17 protein-coding genes are annotated in these 18,172 nt (G+C 63.5%); 12 read left to right on the top strand and 5 right to left on the bottom strand.

From position 1 onward, the window contains the following. Positions 1 to 90 precede the first annotated feature (90 nt). Positions 91 to 1,110: an isopenicillin N synthase family dioxygenase gene (locus NKH02_RS14395; protein ID WP_352879540.1), complete on the top strand. Its 1,020-nt coding sequence runs from the start codon at positions 91 to 93 to the stop codon at positions 1,108 to 1,110. A gap of 247 nt (positions 1,111 to 1,357) precedes the next feature. Here the strand turns inward: NKH02_RS14395 and NKH02_RS14390 are convergent, their stop codons facing one another. The 4 genes from NKH02_RS14390 to NKH02_RS14375 form a co-directional block, all read right to left on the bottom strand. Then, positions 1,358 to 2,452: an alcohol dehydrogenase family protein gene (locus NKH02_RS14390; protein WP_352879539.1), complete on the bottom strand. Its 1,095-nt coding sequence runs from the start codon at positions 2,450 to 2,452 to the stop codon at positions 1,358 to 1,360. Between the two features lie 32 nt (positions 2,453 to 2,484). Further along, complete coding sequence (locus NKH02_RS14385) at positions 2,485 to 3,864, bottom strand: aspartate aminotransferase family protein (RefSeq protein ID WP_352879537.1); 1,380 nt, start codon at positions 3,862 to 3,864, stop codon at positions 2,485 to 2,487. Positions 3,865 to 3,895: 31 nt separating this feature from the next. Continuing rightward, positions 3,896 to 5,389: an NAD-dependent succinate-semialdehyde dehydrogenase gene (locus NKH02_RS14380; RefSeq protein ID WP_352879535.1), complete on the bottom strand. Its 1,494-nt coding sequence runs from the start codon at positions 5,387 to 5,389 to the stop codon at positions 3,896 to 3,898. A 293-nt stretch (positions 5,390 to 5,682) separates the two neighbouring features. After that, a complete protein-coding gene (locus NKH02_RS14375) occupies positions 5,683 to 6,174 on the bottom strand; it encodes an Lrp/AsnC family transcriptional regulator (protein WP_352871651.1) in 492 nt (163 codons plus the stop codon). A gap of 83 nt (positions 6,175 to 6,257) precedes the next feature. Between NKH02_RS14375 and ehuR the strand changes: the two genes are divergently transcribed. The 11 genes from ehuR (at position 6,258) to NKH02_RS14320 (ending at position 16,855) form a co-directional block, all read left to right on the top strand. Next, positions 6,258 to 7,643 carry a MocR-like ectoine utilization transcription factor EhuR gene (gene ehuR, locus NKH02_RS14370; protein ID WP_352871650.1) on the top strand — a complete coding sequence of 462 codons (1,386 nt, stop codon included), beginning with the start codon at positions 6,258 to 6,260 and terminating at the stop codon, positions 7,641 to 7,643. A 123-nt stretch (positions 7,644 to 7,766) separates the two neighbouring features. Next, positions 7,767 to 8,552: an ectoine/hydroxyectoine ABC transporter ATP-binding protein EhuA gene (gene ehuA / locus NKH02_RS14365; protein ID WP_352871649.1), complete on the top strand. Its 786-nt coding sequence runs from the start codon at positions 7,767 to 7,769 to the stop codon at positions 8,550 to 8,552. Between the two features lie 67 nt (positions 8,553 to 8,619). Beyond that, entirely contained in the window at positions 8,620 to 9,471 is an 852-nt protein-coding gene (gene ehuB / locus NKH02_RS14360; RefSeq protein ID WP_352871648.1) for an ectoine/hydroxyectoine ABC transporter substrate-binding protein EhuB, read from the top strand. Between the two features lie 164 nt (positions 9,472 to 9,635). Beyond that, positions 9,636 to 10,295 carry an ectoine/hydroxyectoine ABC transporter permease subunit EhuC gene (gene ehuC / locus NKH02_RS14355; protein ID WP_352871646.1) on the top strand — a complete coding sequence of 220 codons (660 nt, stop codon included), beginning with the start codon at positions 9,636 to 9,638 and terminating at the stop codon, positions 10,293 to 10,295. Between the two features lie 34 nt (positions 10,296 to 10,329). Then, entirely contained in the window at positions 10,330 to 10,989 is a 660-nt protein-coding gene (ehuD, locus tag NKH02_RS14350) for an ectoine/hydroxyectoine ABC transporter permease subunit EhuD (RefSeq protein ID WP_352871644.1), read from the top strand. 3 nt (positions 10,990 to 10,992) lie between these two features. Continuing rightward, on the top strand, positions 10,993 to 11,772 hold the full coding sequence (gene eutA, locus NKH02_RS14345) for an ectoine utilization protein EutA (RefSeq protein WP_352871643.1): 780 nt from the start codon (positions 10,993 to 10,995) through the stop codon (positions 11,770 to 11,772). Positions 11,773 to 11,777: 5 nt separating this feature from the next. Continuing rightward, positions 11,778 to 12,770, top strand: coding sequence for a hydroxyectoine utilization dehydratase EutB (gene eutB, locus NKH02_RS14340; RefSeq protein WP_352879534.1), 993 nt, complete (start codon positions 11,778 to 11,780; stop codon positions 12,768 to 12,770). Further along, positions 12,767 to 13,759, top strand: a complete 993-nt coding sequence (eutC, locus tag NKH02_RS14335) for an ectoine utilization protein EutC (RefSeq protein ID WP_352871641.1) — start codon at positions 12,767 to 12,769, stop codon at positions 13,757 to 13,759. The genes eutB and eutC overlap by 4 nt, the downstream gene beginning before the upstream one ends. 200 nt (positions 13,760 to 13,959) lie before the next feature. Beyond that, on the top strand, positions 13,960 to 15,150 hold the full coding sequence (doeA, locus tag NKH02_RS14330; protein WP_352879532.1) for an ectoine hydrolase DoeA: 1,191 nt from the start codon (positions 13,960 to 13,962) through the stop codon (positions 15,148 to 15,150). Positions 15,151 to 15,155: 5 nt separating this feature from the next. Continuing rightward, positions 15,156 to 16,154 carry a N(2)-acetyl-L-2,4-diaminobutanoate deacetylase DoeB gene (doeB, locus tag NKH02_RS14325; protein ID WP_352879530.1) on the top strand — a complete coding sequence of 333 codons (999 nt, stop codon included), beginning with the start codon at positions 15,156 to 15,158 and terminating at the stop codon, positions 16,152 to 16,154. A 446-nt stretch (positions 16,155 to 16,600) separates the two neighbouring features. After that, positions 16,601 to 16,855 carry a hypothetical protein gene (locus tag NKH02_RS14320; RefSeq protein ID WP_352731361.1) on the top strand — a complete coding sequence of 85 codons (255 nt, stop codon included), beginning with the start codon at positions 16,601 to 16,603 and terminating at the stop codon, positions 16,853 to 16,855. Between the two features lie 198 nt (positions 16,856 to 17,053). Here the strand turns inward: NKH02_RS14320 and NKH02_RS14315 are convergent, their stop codons facing one another. Continuing rightward, complete coding sequence (locus NKH02_RS14315; protein ID WP_352879529.1) at positions 17,054 to 18,172, bottom strand: DmpA family aminopeptidase; 1,119 nt, start codon at positions 18,170 to 18,172, stop codon at positions 17,054 to 17,056.

Below are 18,172 nucleotides of genomic sequence, written 5' to 3'. Positions count from 1 at the left end.
CACTTTGGAGGCGCGATCCGTGCTCGGATCTCCTGCCTGTGGTCGCTTCTACCTCTCCCAGGCAAGGCAGAGAAAAGAAGGAACCCGACCATGCCCAGAATTGTGCCGGTGCTCGATCTCAGCCGTCTCGAACAAGGTGCGTCCGAGCATCGCACCTTTCTCCTGGACCTGCGTACGGCAGCCCGGGACGTCGGCTTCTTCTACCTCGGCGGCCACGGAATTTCCGCCGCGGAGATCGACGACGTGCTTGATGCCTCGCGCCGGTTCTTCGCATTGCCGGAAGCCGACAAGCTGGCCATCGAAATGGTCAAATCCCCGCAGTTTCGCGGCTACACCCGTGCCGGCGGCGAACTGACCAGGGGCGCGGCCGACTGGCGCGAGCAGCTCGACATCGGCGTCGAGCGCCAGCCCATCCCGCAAGGGCCGGGAGTAGCACCCTGGACACGGCTGCAAGGGCCGAACCAGTGGCCCCAGGCGTTGCCGGAGCTCAAGCCGGCGCTGCTGGCATGGCAGACCAAGGCGACGGCGGTGGCGATCCGGCTGCTGAAAGCCTTCGCACTGTCGCTCGATCAGCCCGAGGACGCGTTCGACGCGATCTACCGCGACTCGCCCAACCATCGCATGAAGATCGTGCGCTATCCCGGCCGTGACGCGACCGAAGGCGACCAGGGCGTCGGCGCGCACAAGGATGGCGGCTTCCTGACCCTGCTTCTGCAGGACGACAACAAGGGGCTGCAGGTCGAATATGACGGAAGCTGGGTGGATGTCGACCCGCTCCCCGGAACGCTGGTGGTCAACATCGGCGAACTGCTCGAACTGGCATCGAATGGCTATCTGCGCGCCACCGTGCACCGTGTCGTGACGCCGCCTGCCGGCGTCGAGCGGATTTCCGTTCCCTTCTTCTTCAGCGCGCGGCTGGATGCCACCATCCCGCTTTTCGGCCTTTCCGAGGAACTGGCGGCGCAAGCGCGCGGTCCGGCGAGCGATCCCGACAACCCATTGTTCCGCGATGTCGGGACCAATGTGCTCAAGAGCCGGCTGCGTTCACATCCCGACGTGGCACGCCGCCACTATGCCGATCTTCTGCAGACCGGAGCCGCGGGCTCGTGAGGGCTGCTGAGCACGAATTTTTGTCGTTTTCGATATTTTTTGGAATTCCATTCGTCGCCAAGCCGTCGAAATAAGCTCAAATAGGTAAAACCGTTCGGCGGTTTCCTCCCATTCCGCCGGACGGTGTTCCCCTCTGAAGGTTTTGACCTTCTTTTGGCCGGGCCGTATTCGAGCCCGGCCATTTTTCGTGCTGGTTTCGGACGGCGCAATCATTTCCGCATCGAGGCAGTGTTGAGGCATAGGTTATTCAGCCAGCCGAACCCCACATCGCATCCGGCACCACCACCAGCTTGCCGACGAAATCCTTGGCGATGAAATCCGCCTGCGCATGGTGGAAATCGGAGAGCTTGTAGACTCCGCCGACCAGTGGCCGGATTTTCTTCGCCTCGATGTACCCGACGATGCGGCGAAAATCCGCGCGCGTGCCTTGGCTCGAGCCATGCAGCTGCAATTGCTTCAGGTACATGGTCCTGAGATCGAGCTGCACGACCGGGCCGGCGATCGCGCCGGCGGTGGTGTAGCGGCCCTCGGGTCTCAAAATACGCAACAGGTCGTTGAAGATGGCGCCGCCGACGAGGTCGGCGACAACGTCGATCGGCTGGCCGCCGGTCGCCTCCGCCACGGCTTGCGGCAGGTCGGCAACGCCACGGGTGATGACAGCCTCGGCGCCGATGTCGCGCACCGCCTGCTCCTTGCCCCTGCCGACGACGGCATAGGGGACGGCGCCGCGCGCCCGTGCCAATTGCACGATGCCGGAGCCTACGCCGCCCGAGGCGCCGGTGACCAGCACGCGTTCGCCGGCTTTCAGGCCCGCGCGTTCCAGCATCTGTTCGCCGGTCAGATAGGCGCAGCAGAAGGTGGCGAGTTCGACATCGGTCATGTCCGTGTCGACGACATGGGCATTCTCGGCCGGCACGGCCTGGTACTCGGCGTAACCGCCGTCGCGGCCGTGGCCCATATAGTCGATGTCGGCGAGCGAATCGTCGTCGCGATTGTAGATGGAGAAATCGACCATTACCCGTTCGCCGATACGGTCAGGCGAAACACCCTCGCCGACAGCGGCGATGGTGCCGACAGTATCGGTGCCCTGGATGCGCGGGAAGCTCAGCGTGTTGCCCTGGCGCCGCCATGTCGACACCGCGGCCGCGTCCTCTTCCGTGCCATAGGCGCCCTGGCGCACCCAGACATCGGTGTTGTTCATCCCGCAGGCGCTGACTTTCACCAGCACCTCACCAGGAGCAGGCGAGGGCACTTTCACATCGCCGCGGTAGACGAGTTTCTCCGGTCCGCCGTGCCCGGTGAGCAGCACGGCGGCCATGGTGGCGGGGAGGGTTCTGGTCATGGCATTCTTAGTCATGGCATTCATGGTCGATCTCAGAGATTGGCGAACACGCTCTTGACCGCATCGGCGGTCTTCGAAACGACGATGTCGGCTTCCTCACGGGTCAGGCAGAGCGGCGGCGCGAAGCCCAGGATATCACCCTGCGGCATGGCGCGGCCGATGACGCCGCTTGCGGCAAGCGCTGTCGCCACCTGCGGCCCGATCTTGAGCGAAGCGTCGAAGAACACCCGGTCGTCCTTGTCTGCAACGAACTCGACCGCTGCCAGCATGCCGTCGCCGCGCACGTCGCCGACATGTTGGTGGCCGCCGACCGCCTTGGCCAGCTCGGCGCGGAAATAGGCGCCTGTCTCGCGGGCATTTGTCACCAGGTCCATCTCGTCGATCAATTCGAGATTGGCGACGCCGGCGGCAACGCAGATCGGATGCGCCGAATAGGTCCAGCCATGACCGAGCGAGCCGAGCTTGTCGGAGCCTTGCACCAGCACCTGCCACATCTTGTCGGCGACGATGACGCCCGATAGCGGCGCGTAGGCCGAGGTCAGACCCTTGGCGATGGTGATCAGGTCCGGCTTGATGCCATAGTGGTCGGAGCCGAACATGGTGCCCAGCCGGCCGAAGCCCGTCACCACTTCGTCGGCGACCAGCAGCACGTCGTATTTCTTCAGCACCGCCTGGATCTTTTCCCAGTAGAAGGCGGGCGGCGGCACGATGCCGCCGGTTCCGAGGATCGGCTCGCCGATGAAGGCGGCGACCGTTTCCGGCCCCTCGGCCAGGATCATCTCCTCGAGCTTGTCGGCGCAGTGTTGCGAGAACTGCTCCTCGCTCATCGAGCGGTCGGCGCGGCGGAAATAGTAGGGCGCCTCGGTGTGCAGGATCGGCGCGCGCGGCAGGTCGAAGGCGTTGTGGAACAGGTCGAGCCCGGTCAGCGATCCCGTCATCACGCCCGAGCCGTGATAGCCGCGCCAGCGCGAGATGATCTTCTTCTTCTCCGGCCGACCGAGCACGTTGTTGTAATACCAGATCAGCTTGATGTTGGTTTCGTTGGCGTCCGATCCCGACAGGCCGAAATACACCCTCGACATGCCCTTCGGCGCGCGGTCGATGATCATCTTGGCCAGCGTTATCGAGGCCTCGGTGCCGTGGCCGACATAGGCGTGGTAGTAGGCGAGGTTCTTCGCCTGGGCGGCGATGGCATCGGCGATCTTCTGACGGCCGTAGCCGACATTGACGCAATAGAGGCCGGCGAACGCATCGAGGCTCTTCTTGCCATTGTTGTCCCACACGGTGACGCCTTCACCGCCGGCCATGATGCGCGTCGGGCTCTCGCCACGCGCGTGCGTGCCCATATGGGTCGAGGGATGGAACAAGTGATCGCGATCCCAGGCGGCGAGTTCGTTGGACTGATCGAGCATTTTTTGACTCCTTGAGGGATGGCCGGACGAATTACGAGATGTCCAGGCAGAGATACTTCAGATCGGTGAAGGCTTCGAGCCCGTGGCGCGAGCCTTCGCGGCCGATGCCGGATTGCTTGACGCCGCCGAACGGTATCGGCGCGCCGGTGATCTTGACGCGGTTGATGGCGACCATTCCGTAGTCGAGCGCGCGGCCCATGCGCTGCTGGCGGGCGCCGTTCTCGGTCACGACATAAGCGACGAGGCCATATTCGGTGGCGTTGGCGCGGGCGATCACCTCGTCCTCGCTGTCGAACGGCGTCACGGCGGCAACCGGTCCAAAGGTTTCTTCGCGCATGATCAGCGCTTCGTCCGCGACATCGGCCAGCAGCGTCGGCTGGTAGAATAGCGGCCCGGTCTCATGGCGCTTGCCGCCGGTGAGGCAGCGCGCGCCGTGGGTCAGTGCGTCGGCGACCTGTTCCTCGACCTTCTTGACGGCGCGCTCATGCATCAGCGGACCGATGTTGGTATCGTCGGCAAGGCCATTGCCGGTCCGCAGCGTCTCGATGCGCTGGGCGAAAGCTGCGCAGAAGCGATCGTAGATCGGACGCTGGATATACATGCGGTTGGCGGCGAGGCAGTCCTGGCCCGACGTGGCGAATTTGGCATCGATGGCAATGTTAAGCGCTTTGTCCAGATCGGCATCGGCAAAGACGATCAGCGGTGCATGGCCACCAAGCTCCATCACCAGCCGCTTCATCGTCGGCGCACTCTGCGCGGCGATCAGCCGGCCGATCTCGGTCGAGCCGGTGAAACTCATGGCGCGAACGCGCGGATCTTCGCACATCCGTCCGACGATTGTCGCGGCTTTGCCGGTGACGATGTTGAAGACGCCTGCAGGCAGGCCGGCGCGTTCGCCAAGTTCGGCCAGCGCCAGCGCCGACAACGGCGTTTCCGAGGAGGGATGCGCGACGATGGTGCAGCCGGCGGCCAGAGCTGCCGCCGCCTTGCGGGTCAGCATCGCCGCCGGAAAATTCCACGGCGTGACGACACCGACGACACCGAGCGGTTCACGCCGCACCATCATTTCGGCGTTCGGCAGATGGCTTGTTACGCTCTCGGCGTTCAGACGTTTTGCTTCTTCCGCATACCATTCGACGAAGGAAGCGGCATAGTCGATTTCACCGAGCGACTCCCGCAGCGGCTTGCCCTGTTCCAGTGTCATCAGCAGAGCGAGGTCTTGCTTTGCGGCGATGATCAGCTCGAACCATTTTCGCAGGATCCTCGAGCGCTCCTGCGGCAACAGTGAACGCCAGGCCGGAAAGGCGCACGCGGCTGCATCGATCGCCTTTGTCGTCTGCTTGCCATCGAGCGCGGCGACGAAAGCGACGGTGGTGCCGGTGGCCGGATCGGTGACTTCGAAGCTTTCAGCAGCTTCGCTTGCAGTCCAGTGGCCATCGACATAGGCGAGCTCACGCAGCAGCCGGCGGTCGACGAGGCGATCGAGCGCTTCATGGCGATGCGAGCGGGCAAAATGCGCGGACATGGTTCGAGGCCTCCCGGTTCGGAATGATGCGGGGAAGACTATCCGTCCTATGCGGACAGAGAGGCTGTTTGGACAGCCCCATAGAGAGAGATTGTCTCTATTGGCCCGTGGGCGCAGATGATCTCTCTACTGGCCGATGGGCGCTACTAAACCCTGGAGATTGGCCGAAAGCTCCCCGCCTTCGTCATCCTCGGGTCTGCGCCGCGTCGCTGCGCTCTTTGCTCCGCCCGTGGATGACGAAGTGACGGGTGTTTCGATCAGTCTCCTGGGGTGTACAGTAGGGGAGATCGACCTCAAGCCGACGCCGGCAAAAGGTCGGCTATGGGCAGCGCAATCTCGTCCTTCACTGTCTTGATGACGATGTAGGTGAAGTAGCGATCGATGCCGATTTCACGCTCGAGCAAGCCATCGACCAGGCGCTGGTAGGCGTCGATGTCGCGCGCCATCACCTTCAGCACATAGTCGACGCCGCCGCCGACGGACCAGCAGGCGACGATCTCGGGAATGTCGCGGATGACGCGCTCGAAGCGGTCGAAATCGGCCTGGCGGTGGTTGGCCAGCGTCACCTCCATCAGCACGGTGGCGACGGGGGCGACGACGCGCATGGCGATCCTGGCGTGATAGCCCGAGACGATGCCGGCCTTTTCCAGCTTGCGCAGCCGCATCCAGCACGGCGTCGGCGACAGGCCGACCTGTTCGGCCAGCGCCAGCTTGGTGATGCGTCCGTCTCGCTGGATGGCGTCGAGGATTTTCAGGTCGATCGGGTCGAGTTTCGCTGAAGTCATAAGGGCCCACTTTTTCGTCGACGGTACCATGAGGGCGCATTATTTCGATTGTCAATTGCACTGATTTCGATCTCTAATAAGTCATGACATTGTGGCGTCCCGATCCCAAGCTCATCCGACGGCCAGCCTATCAGTCGCTTGCCGACCAGTTCGCGCGCGCCATCCATGACGGGCGCCTTGCCAATGGTGCGCGGCTGCCGACCCACCGCCGACTGGCCGACGACCTCAAACTTTCGGTGCAGACCGTCAGCCGCGCCTATGAGGAATTGATCCGCCGCGGCCTGATTTCGGGCGAGATCGGCCGCGGCAGTTTCGTCCAGACGCAGCGCCGCGAGCCGGAACCGCCTTATCTGCCGGAGCGGCTCGGCGAAGTCATCGATCTGTCGATCCTGAAGCCTGTCTGCGAACCGATGCATCTGGAGCGGCTGAAGCAGGCGCTGGGCTGGCTGGCGGAGAATCTGCCGTCGAGTTCGGCACTTTCGTTCCGTCCCAACATGGTGTTTCCACGTCACCGCGCGGTGGCGGTCGAATGGCTTCGACTGTGCGGGCTCGACACCTCCGCGCAGAACATAAGCCTGACCAACGGCGCCACCGCCGGCATGACGGTGGCGCTGATGAGCGTGGCGCCGCCGGGCTCGACGGTTGCCACCGAGGCGATCGGCCACCATACGCTGGTGCCGCTGGCCCGCTATCTCGGCTTCAATCTCGAGGGGCTGCCGATTGATGACAATGGGCTGATCCCGGAAGCGCTGGACGAGGCTTGCCGGCTTTCCGATATCCGCGCCGTCTTCGTGCAGCCCTCGGTGATCAATCCGACGGCGACGCTGATGGATGCGGCGCGGCGCGAGCAGATCGCCGCCGTCGCACGCAAGCACGACATCGCCATCATCGAGAACGATGTGCTCGGCCCGCTGGTCGAGGACCGGCCGCCGCCGGTCGCCGCGTTTGCGCCAGAGCGCACGCTCTACGTCACCTCCTTTACCAAGATCGTGGTGCCAGGCTTGCGCATCGGCTATCTCGCCGCGCCCGACCGCTATGTCGCCGCCGTCGCCAACCGGCATCTGGTCTCGAACTGGATGGCGACGCCGCTGGTGGCCGAGATCGCCACCAAATGGGTGACCGACGGCACCGCGATGGAACTTGTCCACTGGCAGCGCGCGGCGCTGCGTCGGCGGCTGGATATCGCGGCGGAGGTGCTGGCCGGGGTCGACTATCGCGCCCGGCGCGACGGGCTGCATGTCTGGCTGCAACTGCCCGCCGACCGCGCCGAGGAAAGTTTTGTCGCCCAGGCCCGGCTGCAGGGCGTGGCGATCGCGCCCGGCACATCCTTCCGCATTTCGGATGCGCCCTGGCATCCGGCGGTGCGCATCTCGCTGGGCTCGACCACTGAAGGGGAACTGCGCGCCGGCCTCGGCGTTGTCACCAAGCTTTTGCTTGGCGATCCGGAACATCTGTTGCTCGCTATCTAGGCCGAAGTGCTCGGAAATTGTGCGGAATCAGAATAATTGTCATGGTATTATTTTCCCAATTGACATGATTTGGCGCGTTCCGCATCGTTAAGAGCATAGACCTCTCCAGGACGGGGAACCGCAGTGCCCACGCCCATCATCAAGATCGACGCCATTTCCAAAAGCTTCGGCACGTTCAAAGTGCTGGACGGCCTGTCGATGCAGGTCATGCCTGGCGAGAAGCTGGCGCTGATCGGCCCGTCGGGCTCGGGCAAGACGACGATCCTGCGCATCCTGATGACGCTGGAGCGCATCGATGGCGGTCATATCCAGATCGACGGCGAGCAACTCTACCACATGGAGCGCAACGGCCAGTTGCTGCCCGCCGACGAGCGGCACCTCACAAGGATGCGCCAGAAGATCGGCATGGTCTTCCAGCTGTTCAACCTGTTTCCGCACAAATGCGTCATCGACAATGTCACTTTGGCGCCGATGCTGACCAAGGGCACGCCGCGTGCGGCCGCCGAAAAGCGGGCGATGGAACTGCTCGAGATGGTCGGCATGGCCGACAAGGCTAAAAGCATGCCGGCGCAATTGTCCGGCGGGCAGAAGCAACGCGTCGCGATCGCCCGAGCACTCGCGCTGTCGCCGAAGATCATGCTGTTCGACGAGGTGACGTCGGCGCTCGATCCGGAGTTGGTCGAGGAGGTGATGAACGTCATGCGCAAGCTCGCCGCCGAAACCGACATGACCATGCTGCTGGTCACCCACGAGATGGGTTTTGCCCATGATTTCGCCGACCGGGTGCTGTTCTTCGATCGCGGCAAGATCGTCGAGGAAGGCAAGCCCGACGAGATTTTCCGCAATCCAAAGCAGGAGCGTACGCAAGGCTTCCTGAAGAAGATCATCGCGGCCGGACATCGCGTCTGACCGCAATGCCAGGGGTGGCGAGGCCATCCGGAACAAAAGCAAGACAAGAAACAAGGAGTTGGGAACAATGAAGAAACTTGGCATTCTGGCCGGTGTCGCCGGCCTTGCGCTAACCGCGGTGCTGGCCGCCTCGACCGCCGGTTCGGCCGACGACAGCAAGCTCGAGCAGCTCAAGGCGCAAGGCTTTGCCCGCGTCGCCATCGCCAACGAGCCGCCCTATACGGCGGTCGCCGCCGACGGCAAGGTTTCGGGCGCTGCGCCCGATGTGGCGCGCGAGATCTTCAAGCGCCTCGGCGTCGCCGACATCGTCGCCTCGATCTCGGAGTACGGCGCGATGATCCCCGGCCTGCAGGCCGGGCGCTTCGACGTCGTCACCGCCGGCCTGTTCATGAAGCCGGAGCGCTGCGCCGCCGTTGCCTATTCGGAACCGGTGCTGTGCGACGCCGAGGCGATGCTGGTGAAGAAGGGCAATCCGAAGGGTTTCAAGAGCTATGAGGATGTCGCCAAGGACGCCACCGCAACCATCGGCGCGCCCGGCGGCGGCACCGAAGAGAAACTGGCGCTCAATGCCGGCGTGCCGCGCGAGCGTGTCATCGTTGTGCCGGATGGCCAGAGCGGCGTGAAGATGCTGCAGGATGGCCGCATCGACGTTTACTCGCTGCCTGTTCTGTCGATCAACGACCTGGTCAAGAAAGCCAATGATCCGAACCTCGAAGTCATCGCGCCGGTGCAGGGCGCGCCGGTCTATTGCGACGGCGCCGCCTTCAAGAAGGGCGACGAGGCGCTGCGCGACGCCTTCGACGTCGAACTGGCCAAGCTGAAGACATCGGGCGAGTTCGCCAAGATCATCGAGCCCTACGGCTTCTCGGCGGCAGCGGCGATGTCGACGACGCGCGACAAGCTCTGCGCGGCGAAGTAGGGCTTTTCTTTTTCCTTCTCCCCGTTTCACGGGGAGAAGGTGGCCCGAAGGGCCGGACGAGGGGCAGCGCCAACTTCTGAGAGTTTAGCGCCGCCCCTCATCTGCCTGCCGGCACCTTCTCCCCGTCAACGGGGAGAAGGAGCTAAACCAACGTTGGAACCTAGATGACCCAGTGGTCCGGCTATGTCGGCCTGATATTGCAGGGAGCGCTTGTCACCATCGAGCTGACGCTGATGGGGTCGGTGCTTGCCCTGTTCATGGCCTTTCTCGCCGGGATGGGGCGGCTGTCGCGTTTCTTCGTGCTGCGCGCGCTGGCCACCGCCTATATCGAATTCTTTCGTGGCACCTCGATCTTCGTGCAGTTGTTCTGGGCCTATTTCGTGCTGCCTTTTGCCGGTATTTCGCTGACGCCGCTGCAGGCCGGCGTGCTGGCGCTCGGCCTCAATGTCGGCGCCTATGCCGCCGAAGTGGTGCGTGGCGCCATCCAGTCGATCGGCCGCGAACAATACGAGGCCTGCACCGCGCTCAATCTCGGCCGCTGGCAAGCCATGCGTCACATCATCTTGCCGCAGGCGCTGCTGGTGATGTTGCCCACCTTCGGCAACAACGCCATCGAACTGCTCAAGGCGACCGCCGTTGTGTCGCTGATCTCGCTCACCGACCTGACCTTCCAGGCGCAGGTGGTGCGCGCCCAGACCGGTAACACCATGGTGCCCTTCACCACCATCCTGTTCATCTATTTCATCCTGGCGCTGCTCATCTCATGGGGCGTGCGCTCGCTGGAACGCCGCATGGCGCGCGGCCTCGATGGGATGCGCGTCTGATGGCGAATGCCTTTCTGATAAATTGGGCCTGCTGATGGAATGGGATTGGAATTTCGTCTGGGAAATCATGCCGACGCTGATCCAGGGGGTGAAGATCACCATCCTGGCGACGCTGCTCGGTTCGGTGCTGGCGGCGATCGTCGGTCTTGGCATCGCGCTGGCGCGCCGCTCGCCCAACAAGGCGTTGTCGCGCACGGTCGGCTTCCTGGCCGAGTTCATTCGCGGCACGCCGTTGCTGGTGCAGCTCTATTTCATCTTCTACGTACTGCCCGACATCGGCATCCTGTTGCCGCCGCTGGTGGCCGGTGTCATCGGGCTCGGGCTGCACTACGGCACCTACACGGCGGAAGTCTACCGCGCCGGCATCGACAATGTGCCGCGCGGCCAATGGGAGGCAGCCAAGGCGTGTAATCTGGGCGCCAGGCAGACCTGGACCCACATCATCATTCCGCAGGCCATTCCGCCGATGATCCCAGCGCTGGCCAATTATTTCATCGCCATGTTCAAGGAAACGCCGCTGCTGTCGGCGATCACCGTGCTGGAGTTGATGAACCAGGCGAAAAGCGTCGCCAACACCTATTATCGCTACATCGAGCCGATCACGCTGGTCGGTGCTTTCTTCCTCGTCATCAGTCTGTTTTCGGTCATTCTGCTACGCTGGCTGGAACGCCGCTACGGCAAGATCGAGAGGTAACCGATGAAACCCTTGCCCGAGATAAAGGTCTATCCGAAACGGCCGTCACTGGATGCGCGCCCGCTTGAGCGTCGCGTCGGCCTGATCATCCTGGCTACCGACCACACCAGCGAGCCGGATTTTCGCCGCATGGTGGCGAGCGAGCGGATCGGCGTCTACGTCGCGCGCATTCCCTACGCCAACCCGACGACACCGGAAAATCTGCGCAAGATGCAGCCGGCGCTGACGGCGGGCGCGGCCCTGATCCTTCCGGATGAGCCGCTTGATGCCATCTGCTATTCCTGCACGTCGGCCTCGGTGGTGATCGGCGATGCCGAGATCGAGGCCGCGATCCAGGCCGCCAAACCCGGCGTGCCCGTCGTCACGCCGCCGAGGGCGGGCGTACGCGGGCTGCGTGCGCTCGGCGCAAACAGGATCAGCATTCTCACGCCCTACACGGTCGAGACATCTAGGCCGATGGCGGCCTATTTCGCGGCGCGGGGGTTCGACATCGCCAGCTTCACCTGTCTCGGCTTCGAGGACGACCGCGAGATGGCGCGCATCGCCCCGGCAGCGCTTGTCGATCTGGCGCGTGATGCGACCGATGCCAGCGCCGACGCGCTGTTCGTGTCCTGCACGGCGCTGCGTGCTGCCCTCGCGGTCACCGGCATGGAAAAGGCGATCGGCCGTCCCGTGGTGACCAGCAACCAGGCGACCGCCTGGAATTGTCTGCGGCTTTGCGGCGACGAGACAGCCCATCCCGAATCCGGCCGTCTGATGACGCTGCCATTGCCGCGTGATTGATGATCATGACACAGGTTACGCTAGAACACATTCGCGCCGCGCGTGAGCGCATCGCCGGCAAGGTCGAGCGTACGCCGACCGTGCTGTCCCCGAGTCTTTCCGAACAGTTGGGCGCACAGGTTCACCTCAAGCTCGAACATCGCCAAACCACCGGCAGCTTCAAGCTGCGCGGCGCCTCGAATGCCGTCGCTTCGCTGAGCGCCGACGAGAAGGCGCGCGGCGCGGTCGCGGCGTCGACCGGCAATCATGGCCGGGCGCTTGCCCATGCGGCGAAGCTCGAAGGCATGCGCGCGGTGATCTGCATGTCGCGGCTGGTGCCGGGCAACAAGCTCGACGAAATCCGCCGGCTTGGCGCGGAAGTCCGCATCGTCGGCAACAGCCAGGACGATGCCCAGCAGGAAGTCGATCGGCTGGTGGCGCAGGAGGGGCTGGTGATGCTGCCACCCTTCGACCATCCTTCCATCATTGCCGGGCAAGGCACGCTCGGGCTGGAGATGATCGAGCAGGTCCCGGATGCTGCCCTCGTTCTGGTCCAGCTCTCTGGCGGCGGGCTCGCCTCCGGCGTTGCCGCAGCCATCAAAGGCGTCAATCCCGGGACAAAAATCATCGGCGTTTCGATGGCGCGCGGTGCGGCGATGAAGGCCAGCCTCGATGCCGGCCATCCGGTGCTGGTGGAGGAGTTGCCGACGCTGGCGGATTCGCTCGGCGGCGGCATCGGCCTCGACAACCGGCTGACCTTCGCCATGTGCCGCGACCTGCTCGACGATGTCATACTGCTTGGCGAGGACGAGATCGCCGCCGGGATCCGCCATGCCTACGAACGAGAACGCGAGATCGCCGAGGGCGCCGGCGCGGTCGGCATCGCGGCGCTGCTCGCCGGCAAGGTCAGGTCGGACGGGCCGGTGATTGTTCTGCTTTCCGGCCGCAACATCGACATGGACCTGCACCGCAAGATCGTTTGCGGCGAGGCACCGTCGCTCAAGGAGCGCGCAGCATGAGCCGGATTACAATTCTCACCGAAGCTGAATTGCGCGCGATCGTGACGCTCGATCTTGATGCCGTAGCCTGCATTGAAAACGCCTTCCGCGCGCTCGCCACCCTGCCGGTGGCTATGCCGCCGATCATGCGGCTCGACATTCCCGAGCATCGCGGCGAGGTCGACGTGAAGACCGCCTATGTGCCGGGCATCGATGGCTTCGCCATCAAGATCAGCCCCGGCTTCTTCGACAATCCGAAGCTCGGCCTGCCCAGCGTCAACGGCATGATGGTGCTGTTGTCGGCCAAAACCGGTCTGGTCGAGGCGCTGCTGCTCGACAATGGTTATCTGACCGACATCCGCACGGCCGCCGCCGGTGCCGTCGCCGCCAAACATCTGTCGCGGCAGGACTCGTCGGTTGCCGCGATCTTCGGTGCCGGCGTTCAGGCCGGGCTGCAACTCGAAGCACTCATGCTGGTGCGGCCGATCGCCGAGGCACGCATCTGGGCGCGCGATGCCGCCAAGGCAGAGATGACCGCCGCTGCCTTGCGCGAAAAGCTCGGCATCACCGTGCGCGTCGAATCCGACCCTGCAAACGCGGTCGTCGGCGCCGACATAATCGTCACCACGACGCCGGCGACCGAGCCGCTGATCAAGGCGGGGTTTGTTTCCGCGGGCCAGCACATCACCGCGATGGGCTCCGACGCCGAGCACAAGAACGAGATCGCCCCGGCAATCCTGCGCATGGCCGATCTCTATGTCGCCGACAGTGCCCGCCAGACGCGGCGCCTGGGCGAACTGCATCATGCCATCGCGGCGGGTGTGGTGGCTGGCGATGCGGAGGTGACCGAACTTGGCCAGATCATCGCTGGCGCAAAACACGGCCGGCGTTCGGCCGGGGACATCACCATTGCCGACCTGACCGGCACCGGCGTGCAGGATACGGCAATAGCCACGCTCGCCCGCGACCGTGCGCGGGCGGCCAATTCCGGGACCATTTTCGAAAGCTGATGCTGGCCGCAGGAGCATGATCCGGAAAAGCGGGAAGCGGTTTTCCGGAGAAATCATGCTCAAACAAGAAAATTAGCATGATCCGGAAAAGTGGGAACCGGTTTTCCGAAGGGATCATGCTCAAACAAGAAAATTGACTGGAGCCAGATTCAACGAAGTTGAAGCGGGTTCCGAGGCCCAACAAACGAGGACCAAGAACAATGCAGCCGAACCTGAAATTCTCGCGAGGCGAATATGCAGAACGCCTAGCCAAGACGCGCAAAGCCATGGAAGCGAAGGGCGTCGACCTCTTGATCGTCAGCGATCCCTCCAACATGGCTTGGCTGACCGGCTATGACGGCTGGTCGTTTTATGTGCATCAGGCCGTCATCGTTCCGCCGTCGGGCGAGCCCGTGTGGTATGGCCGCGGCCAGGACGCCAACGGCGCCAAGCGCACCGCCTATCTCGCGCATGACAACATCGTCGGCTATGCCGATCACTATGTGCAGTCGACCGAGCGCCACCCGATGGATTTCTTGTCGAGCGTGCTTGCCGATCGCGGCTGGGGCAAGCTCACCATCGGCGTCGAGATGGACAATTACTGGTTCTCTGCCGCCGCTTTCGCATCGCTGCAGAGGCATCTGCCCAACGCCCGCTTCGTCGACGCCACCGCATTGGTCAACTGGCAGCGCGCGGTCAAGAGCCCGACCGAGATCGACTATATGCGCAAGGCCGCCCGCATCGTCGAGGCGATGCACCAGCGCATCGTAGACAAGATCGAGGTCGGCATGCGCAAATGCGATCTCGTCGCCGAGATCTATGATGCCGGCACGCGCGGCGTCGACGGCCCAGAGGGGCGAATTGGCGGCGACTATCCGGCGATCGTGCCGTTGTTGCCGTCGGGGGCCGACGCCTCGGCGCCGCATTTGACCTGGGACGACAAACCGATGCAGCGGGGCGAGGGCACCTTCTTCGAAATCGCCGGTTGCTACAACAGGTACCATTGCCCACTGTCGCGCACCGTTTTCCTCGGCAAGCCGACGCAGGAATTCCTCGATGCCGAGAAGGCAACGCTGGAGGGCATGGAAGCGGGCCTGGCGGCAGCGAAACCCGGCAACACCTGCGAGGATATCGCCAATGGCTTCTTCGACGTGCTGAAGAAATACGGCATCGTCAAGGACAACCGCACCGGCTATCCGATCGGCTTGTCCTATCCGCCGGACTGGGGCGAACGCACGATGAGCCTGCGTCCCGGCGACCGCACCGAGCTCAAACCGGGCATGACCTTCCACTTCATGACCGGCCTGTGGTTGGAAACGATGGGACTGGAGATCACCGAGTCCATCCTGATCACCGAAACCGGTGTAGAGTGCCTGGCCAATGTGCCGCGCAAACTGGTGGTGAAGGATTGAACCCGATGTCGAGTCTACGCCCATCACCGATCGCGCCGACGGTGGATTTCGACCGTGACGGCGTCCAGCATGGTTTCCTGCGCCTGCCCTACAGCCGCGACGATTCGGCGTGGGGCTCGGTGATGATTCCGATCTGCGTCATCCGCAACGGCAAGGGGCCGGCAGCACTGCTGACCGGCGGCAACCATGGCGACGAGTATGAGGGGCCGCTGGCGCTCTACGACCTCGCCCGCACGCTCGATCCCAGGCATGTCAGCGGTACCGTGATCATCGTGCCGGCGATGAACTATCCAGCCTTCCGCGCTGGCACTCGCACCTCGCCGATCGACAAGGGCAATATGAACCGCAGCTTTCCCGGCCGGCCGGACGGCACGGTGACCGAGAAGATCGCCGACTATTTTCAACGTGAGTTGCTGCCTCGCGCCGACATCGTGTTCGACTTCCATTCCGGCGGCAGGACACTGGACTTCGTGCCGTTCTGCGCCGCGCACACTTTGCCCGACAAGCCACTGGAACAGAAAGCTTTCGACGCGGTTGCGGCATTTTCTGCCCCGTTCTCGATGCGCATGATCGAGATCGACGCTGTCGGCATGTACGACACGGCTGCCGAGGAGATGGGCAAGGTCTTTGTCAGCACCGAGCTTGGCGGCGGCGGGACCTCCCGCGCGCAAACCGTACGGATCGCGCGGCGCGGTATTCTCAATGTGCTGCGTCATACCGGCATCGTTGCCGGGGCGGTCGAGAAGAGCCCGACGCAGTGGCTCGACATGCCATCGGGCGATTGTTTTTCGTTCGCCGAGGATGACGGCATGATCGAAACCATGATCGATCTTGGCGAGCCCGTCGAAGAAGGCGCGGTGCTGGCCCGCATCCATTCCACCGGTCGCACCGGCATCGCCCCCCAGGAAATCCGGGCAAAAATGTCGGGCATGCTGGCGGCGCGGCATTTCCCCGGCCTGGTCAAGGCCGGCGACTGCGCGGCGGTCTTGGCTGTGCACGTCTGAAGCTTGAACCCTGCGGCAAGGTTGTCCATCCCAGCTTGTTTCCGCCCTTCGGCGCGGCGGAAAGAAGCAGGATGGCGAGCGGAGTCGACATTGCATGAAGATGTCACTATATAGCGGCGGCTTCGATCCGCGCGCCTGAGGGCAGCACCCCGAAGCAACTGTAAATGTGTTGTGTGTTGCGCCATCTATTGTGACGAAAATCGGCTCGGAAACCGGAAAAAAGCAAATAGAAACAGTGGCGCAACGCTGGGTGTGACCAGCCAACGGTACCGACTCCTCCAGAATCAGAAAATGTTCTTGACCCTTCGATTTCCTATGGCTCTGTGGACCTTGGACGGTATCGGCTTGCCGAGTGACCGCGACTCGGCTGGAATGGGGACATGCATCCTTTACTGGGTGCCGACGTTTATGATTACCAACCGGCTTTGCCGCAAGGGAATAGCAGTATGAGTGAACACGCGATCGAATTCTTGCAGGAATGGATCGGCGAAAAGGTCCACTGCCAGCCTTCCGAGGCCCGGATCGAGAAGCAGGCCGAGACACTGGCCAAGGAATGCGCCGCCAAGGCGGCCGAAGTCGGCATACCCCTGGAGGATATCCAGGAGGAAGTCGGCGACATCAAGGAACTCATTGCCTCCAGGCTCGAGGAAGCGGCCGAGGCCGACGAGCAGCAGCAGGCGTCCAGCAAAGCCGCGGAATGACCGCTTAGAGCAATTCCAGGAAAAATGTGAAACGGTTTTCCCGGGAATAGCGCATAGCGCTTTCCCTTGGGAATTGCGTCGAGACAAGAAATTGGAGCGGTTCGCCGTTTCCGTGAACGGTGAACTGCTCTAGGGGGCGACCCCCATCTGAAACACGCGGGCTTTGTTTGGCCCGCGTTTTCGTTTCAACGATCGCTTTCAGCCAAATTTTTCTTTCAGCCAGGCCTTCGGCAGCGCCGGCACGAAATTGCCGTCGCGTCCGCTCATGTCGTCATTGGCGACCAGCGCGTTGAGGATCGCTTCCTCCACGGCCTGGATCACCGCGTCGAAAAACGGATCGATGTCGGTGTCAGGGATGAAATCGGCACTGGCGATGCTGCCTGACGGCGCCAGAGCCGCTGCGGGATTAGCGGTCGAGAAGGCGAGAAAAATATCGCCGGAGCTGTGATAGCCGAAGCCGCCGGTCATGGCGACGCCGAGCGGCACCCGGCGTGCCAGCCGCTTCATCTGGTGCGGCAGGAACGGCGCATCGGTGGCGATGACGGCGATGATCGAGCCCTTTTCGGCGCGCGGCGCACCTTCGTGGATCGCCGGTTCGACGAGTTCCGGCCCGGCACGCAGACCACGAATGGTAAAATTGTGTCGCTTGCCGAAATTCGACTGCACGAAGGCGCCGACGGTGTAGGCATGGCCTTGCCATTCGACGACGCGCGACGCGGTCCCTGAACCTGCCTTGAAGCCGAAGGTGATCATGCCGGTGCCGCCGCCGACGCTGCCTTCCTCGATCGGTCCGCTGGTCGCACCGTCGAGGGCCTGGGCGACGTGCTCAAAAGTCAAATGGTGGCCGTTGATGTCGTTGAGGAAGCCGTCATAGGTCTCCGCCGCCACCGGCAGGCCCCAGGCGCTGTCGAGCGCCGCCGACAGCACGCTTTGCATCCAGCGCAGCGTGCCGTCGCGTGAGACACCGCAGGAATGCGTGTTGGTGATGGTGATCGGAAAGTTGAAAGCGCCGGTTTCCTCGACGATGTGCGAGCCGGTCAGTTCGCCATTGCCGTTCTGGCTGAAGATGCCGGCGAAGACCGGCGTGGCAAGGTCGGCGCACGGCCTGGGCAGGATCGCGGTCACGCCGGTGCGCACCGGACCCCGGCCGACGACGAGCGCGCCGTCGCCGGAAATCACCGTCGCGTAACCGACCGCCACGCCGGGCACATCGGTGATCGCGTTGAACGGCCCGGGTGTCCCGTCGAAGCCGATGCCGAAACTCCGCGCGCGCGGCTTGCCGGAAGGCGTTGCCAGATGGTCCGGATTGTCGGTCAT

Source organism: Mesorhizobium sp. M1396, assembly GCF_040317725.1.
Lineage (GTDB): Bacteria > Pseudomonadota > Alphaproteobacteria > Rhizobiales > Rhizobiaceae > Mesorhizobium.
This window is presented reverse-complemented; position numbering and strand designations above follow the sequence as displayed.

Coding starts and splice junctions, on each gene's coding strand:
- doeB (WP_352879530.1), top strand. CDS start 15,156: ATGTCGAGTCTACGCCCATCACCGATCGCGCCGACGGTGGATTTCGAC.
- NKH02_RS14375 (WP_352871651.1), bottom strand. CDS start 6,174: ATGACTTCAGCGAAACTCGACCCGATCGACCTGAAAATCCTCGACGCC.
- NKH02_RS14320 (WP_352731361.1), top strand. CDS start 16,601: ATGAGTGAACACGCGATCGAATTCTTGCAGGAATGGATCGGCGAAAAG.
- NKH02_RS14390 (WP_352879539.1), bottom strand. CDS start 2,452: ATGACCAGAACCCTCCCCGCCACCATGGCCGCCGTGCTGCTCACCGGG.
- ehuR (WP_352871650.1), top strand. CDS start 6,258: ATGACATTGTGGCGTCCCGATCCCAAGCTCATCCGACGGCCAGCCTAT.
- NKH02_RS14385 (WP_352879537.1), bottom strand. CDS start 3,864: ATGCTCGATCAGTCCAACGAACTCGCCGCCTGGGATCGCGATCACTTG.
- eutC (WP_352871641.1), top strand. CDS start 12,767: ATGAGCCGGATTACAATTCTCACCGAAGCTGAATTGCGCGCGATCGTG.
- NKH02_RS14395 (WP_352879540.1), top strand. CDS start 91: ATGCCCAGAATTGTGCCGGTGCTCGATCTCAGCCGTCTCGAACAAGGT.
- doeA (WP_352879532.1), top strand. CDS start 13,960: ATGCAGCCGAACCTGAAATTCTCGCGAGGCGAATATGCAGAACGCCTA.
- eutB (WP_352879534.1), top strand. CDS start 11,778: ATGACACAGGTTACGCTAGAACACATTCGCGCCGCGCGTGAGCGCATC.
- ehuB (WP_352871648.1), top strand. CDS start 8,620: ATGAAGAAACTTGGCATTCTGGCCGGTGTCGCCGGCCTTGCGCTAACC.
- NKH02_RS14380 (WP_352879535.1), bottom strand. CDS start 5,389: ATGTCCGCGCATTTTGCCCGCTCGCATCGCCATGAAGCGCTCGATCGC.
- ehuC (WP_352871646.1), top strand. CDS start 9,636: ATGACCCAGTGGTCCGGCTATGTCGGCCTGATATTGCAGGGAGCGCTT.
- ehuD (WP_352871644.1), top strand. CDS start 10,330: ATGGAATGGGATTGGAATTTCGTCTGGGAAATCATGCCGACGCTGATC.
- eutA (WP_352871643.1), top strand. CDS start 10,993: ATGAAACCCTTGCCCGAGATAAAGGTCTATCCGAAACGGCCGTCACTG.
- NKH02_RS14315 (WP_352879529.1), bottom strand. CDS start 18,172: ATGACCGACAATCCGGACCATCTGGCAACGCCTTCCGGCAAGCCGCGC.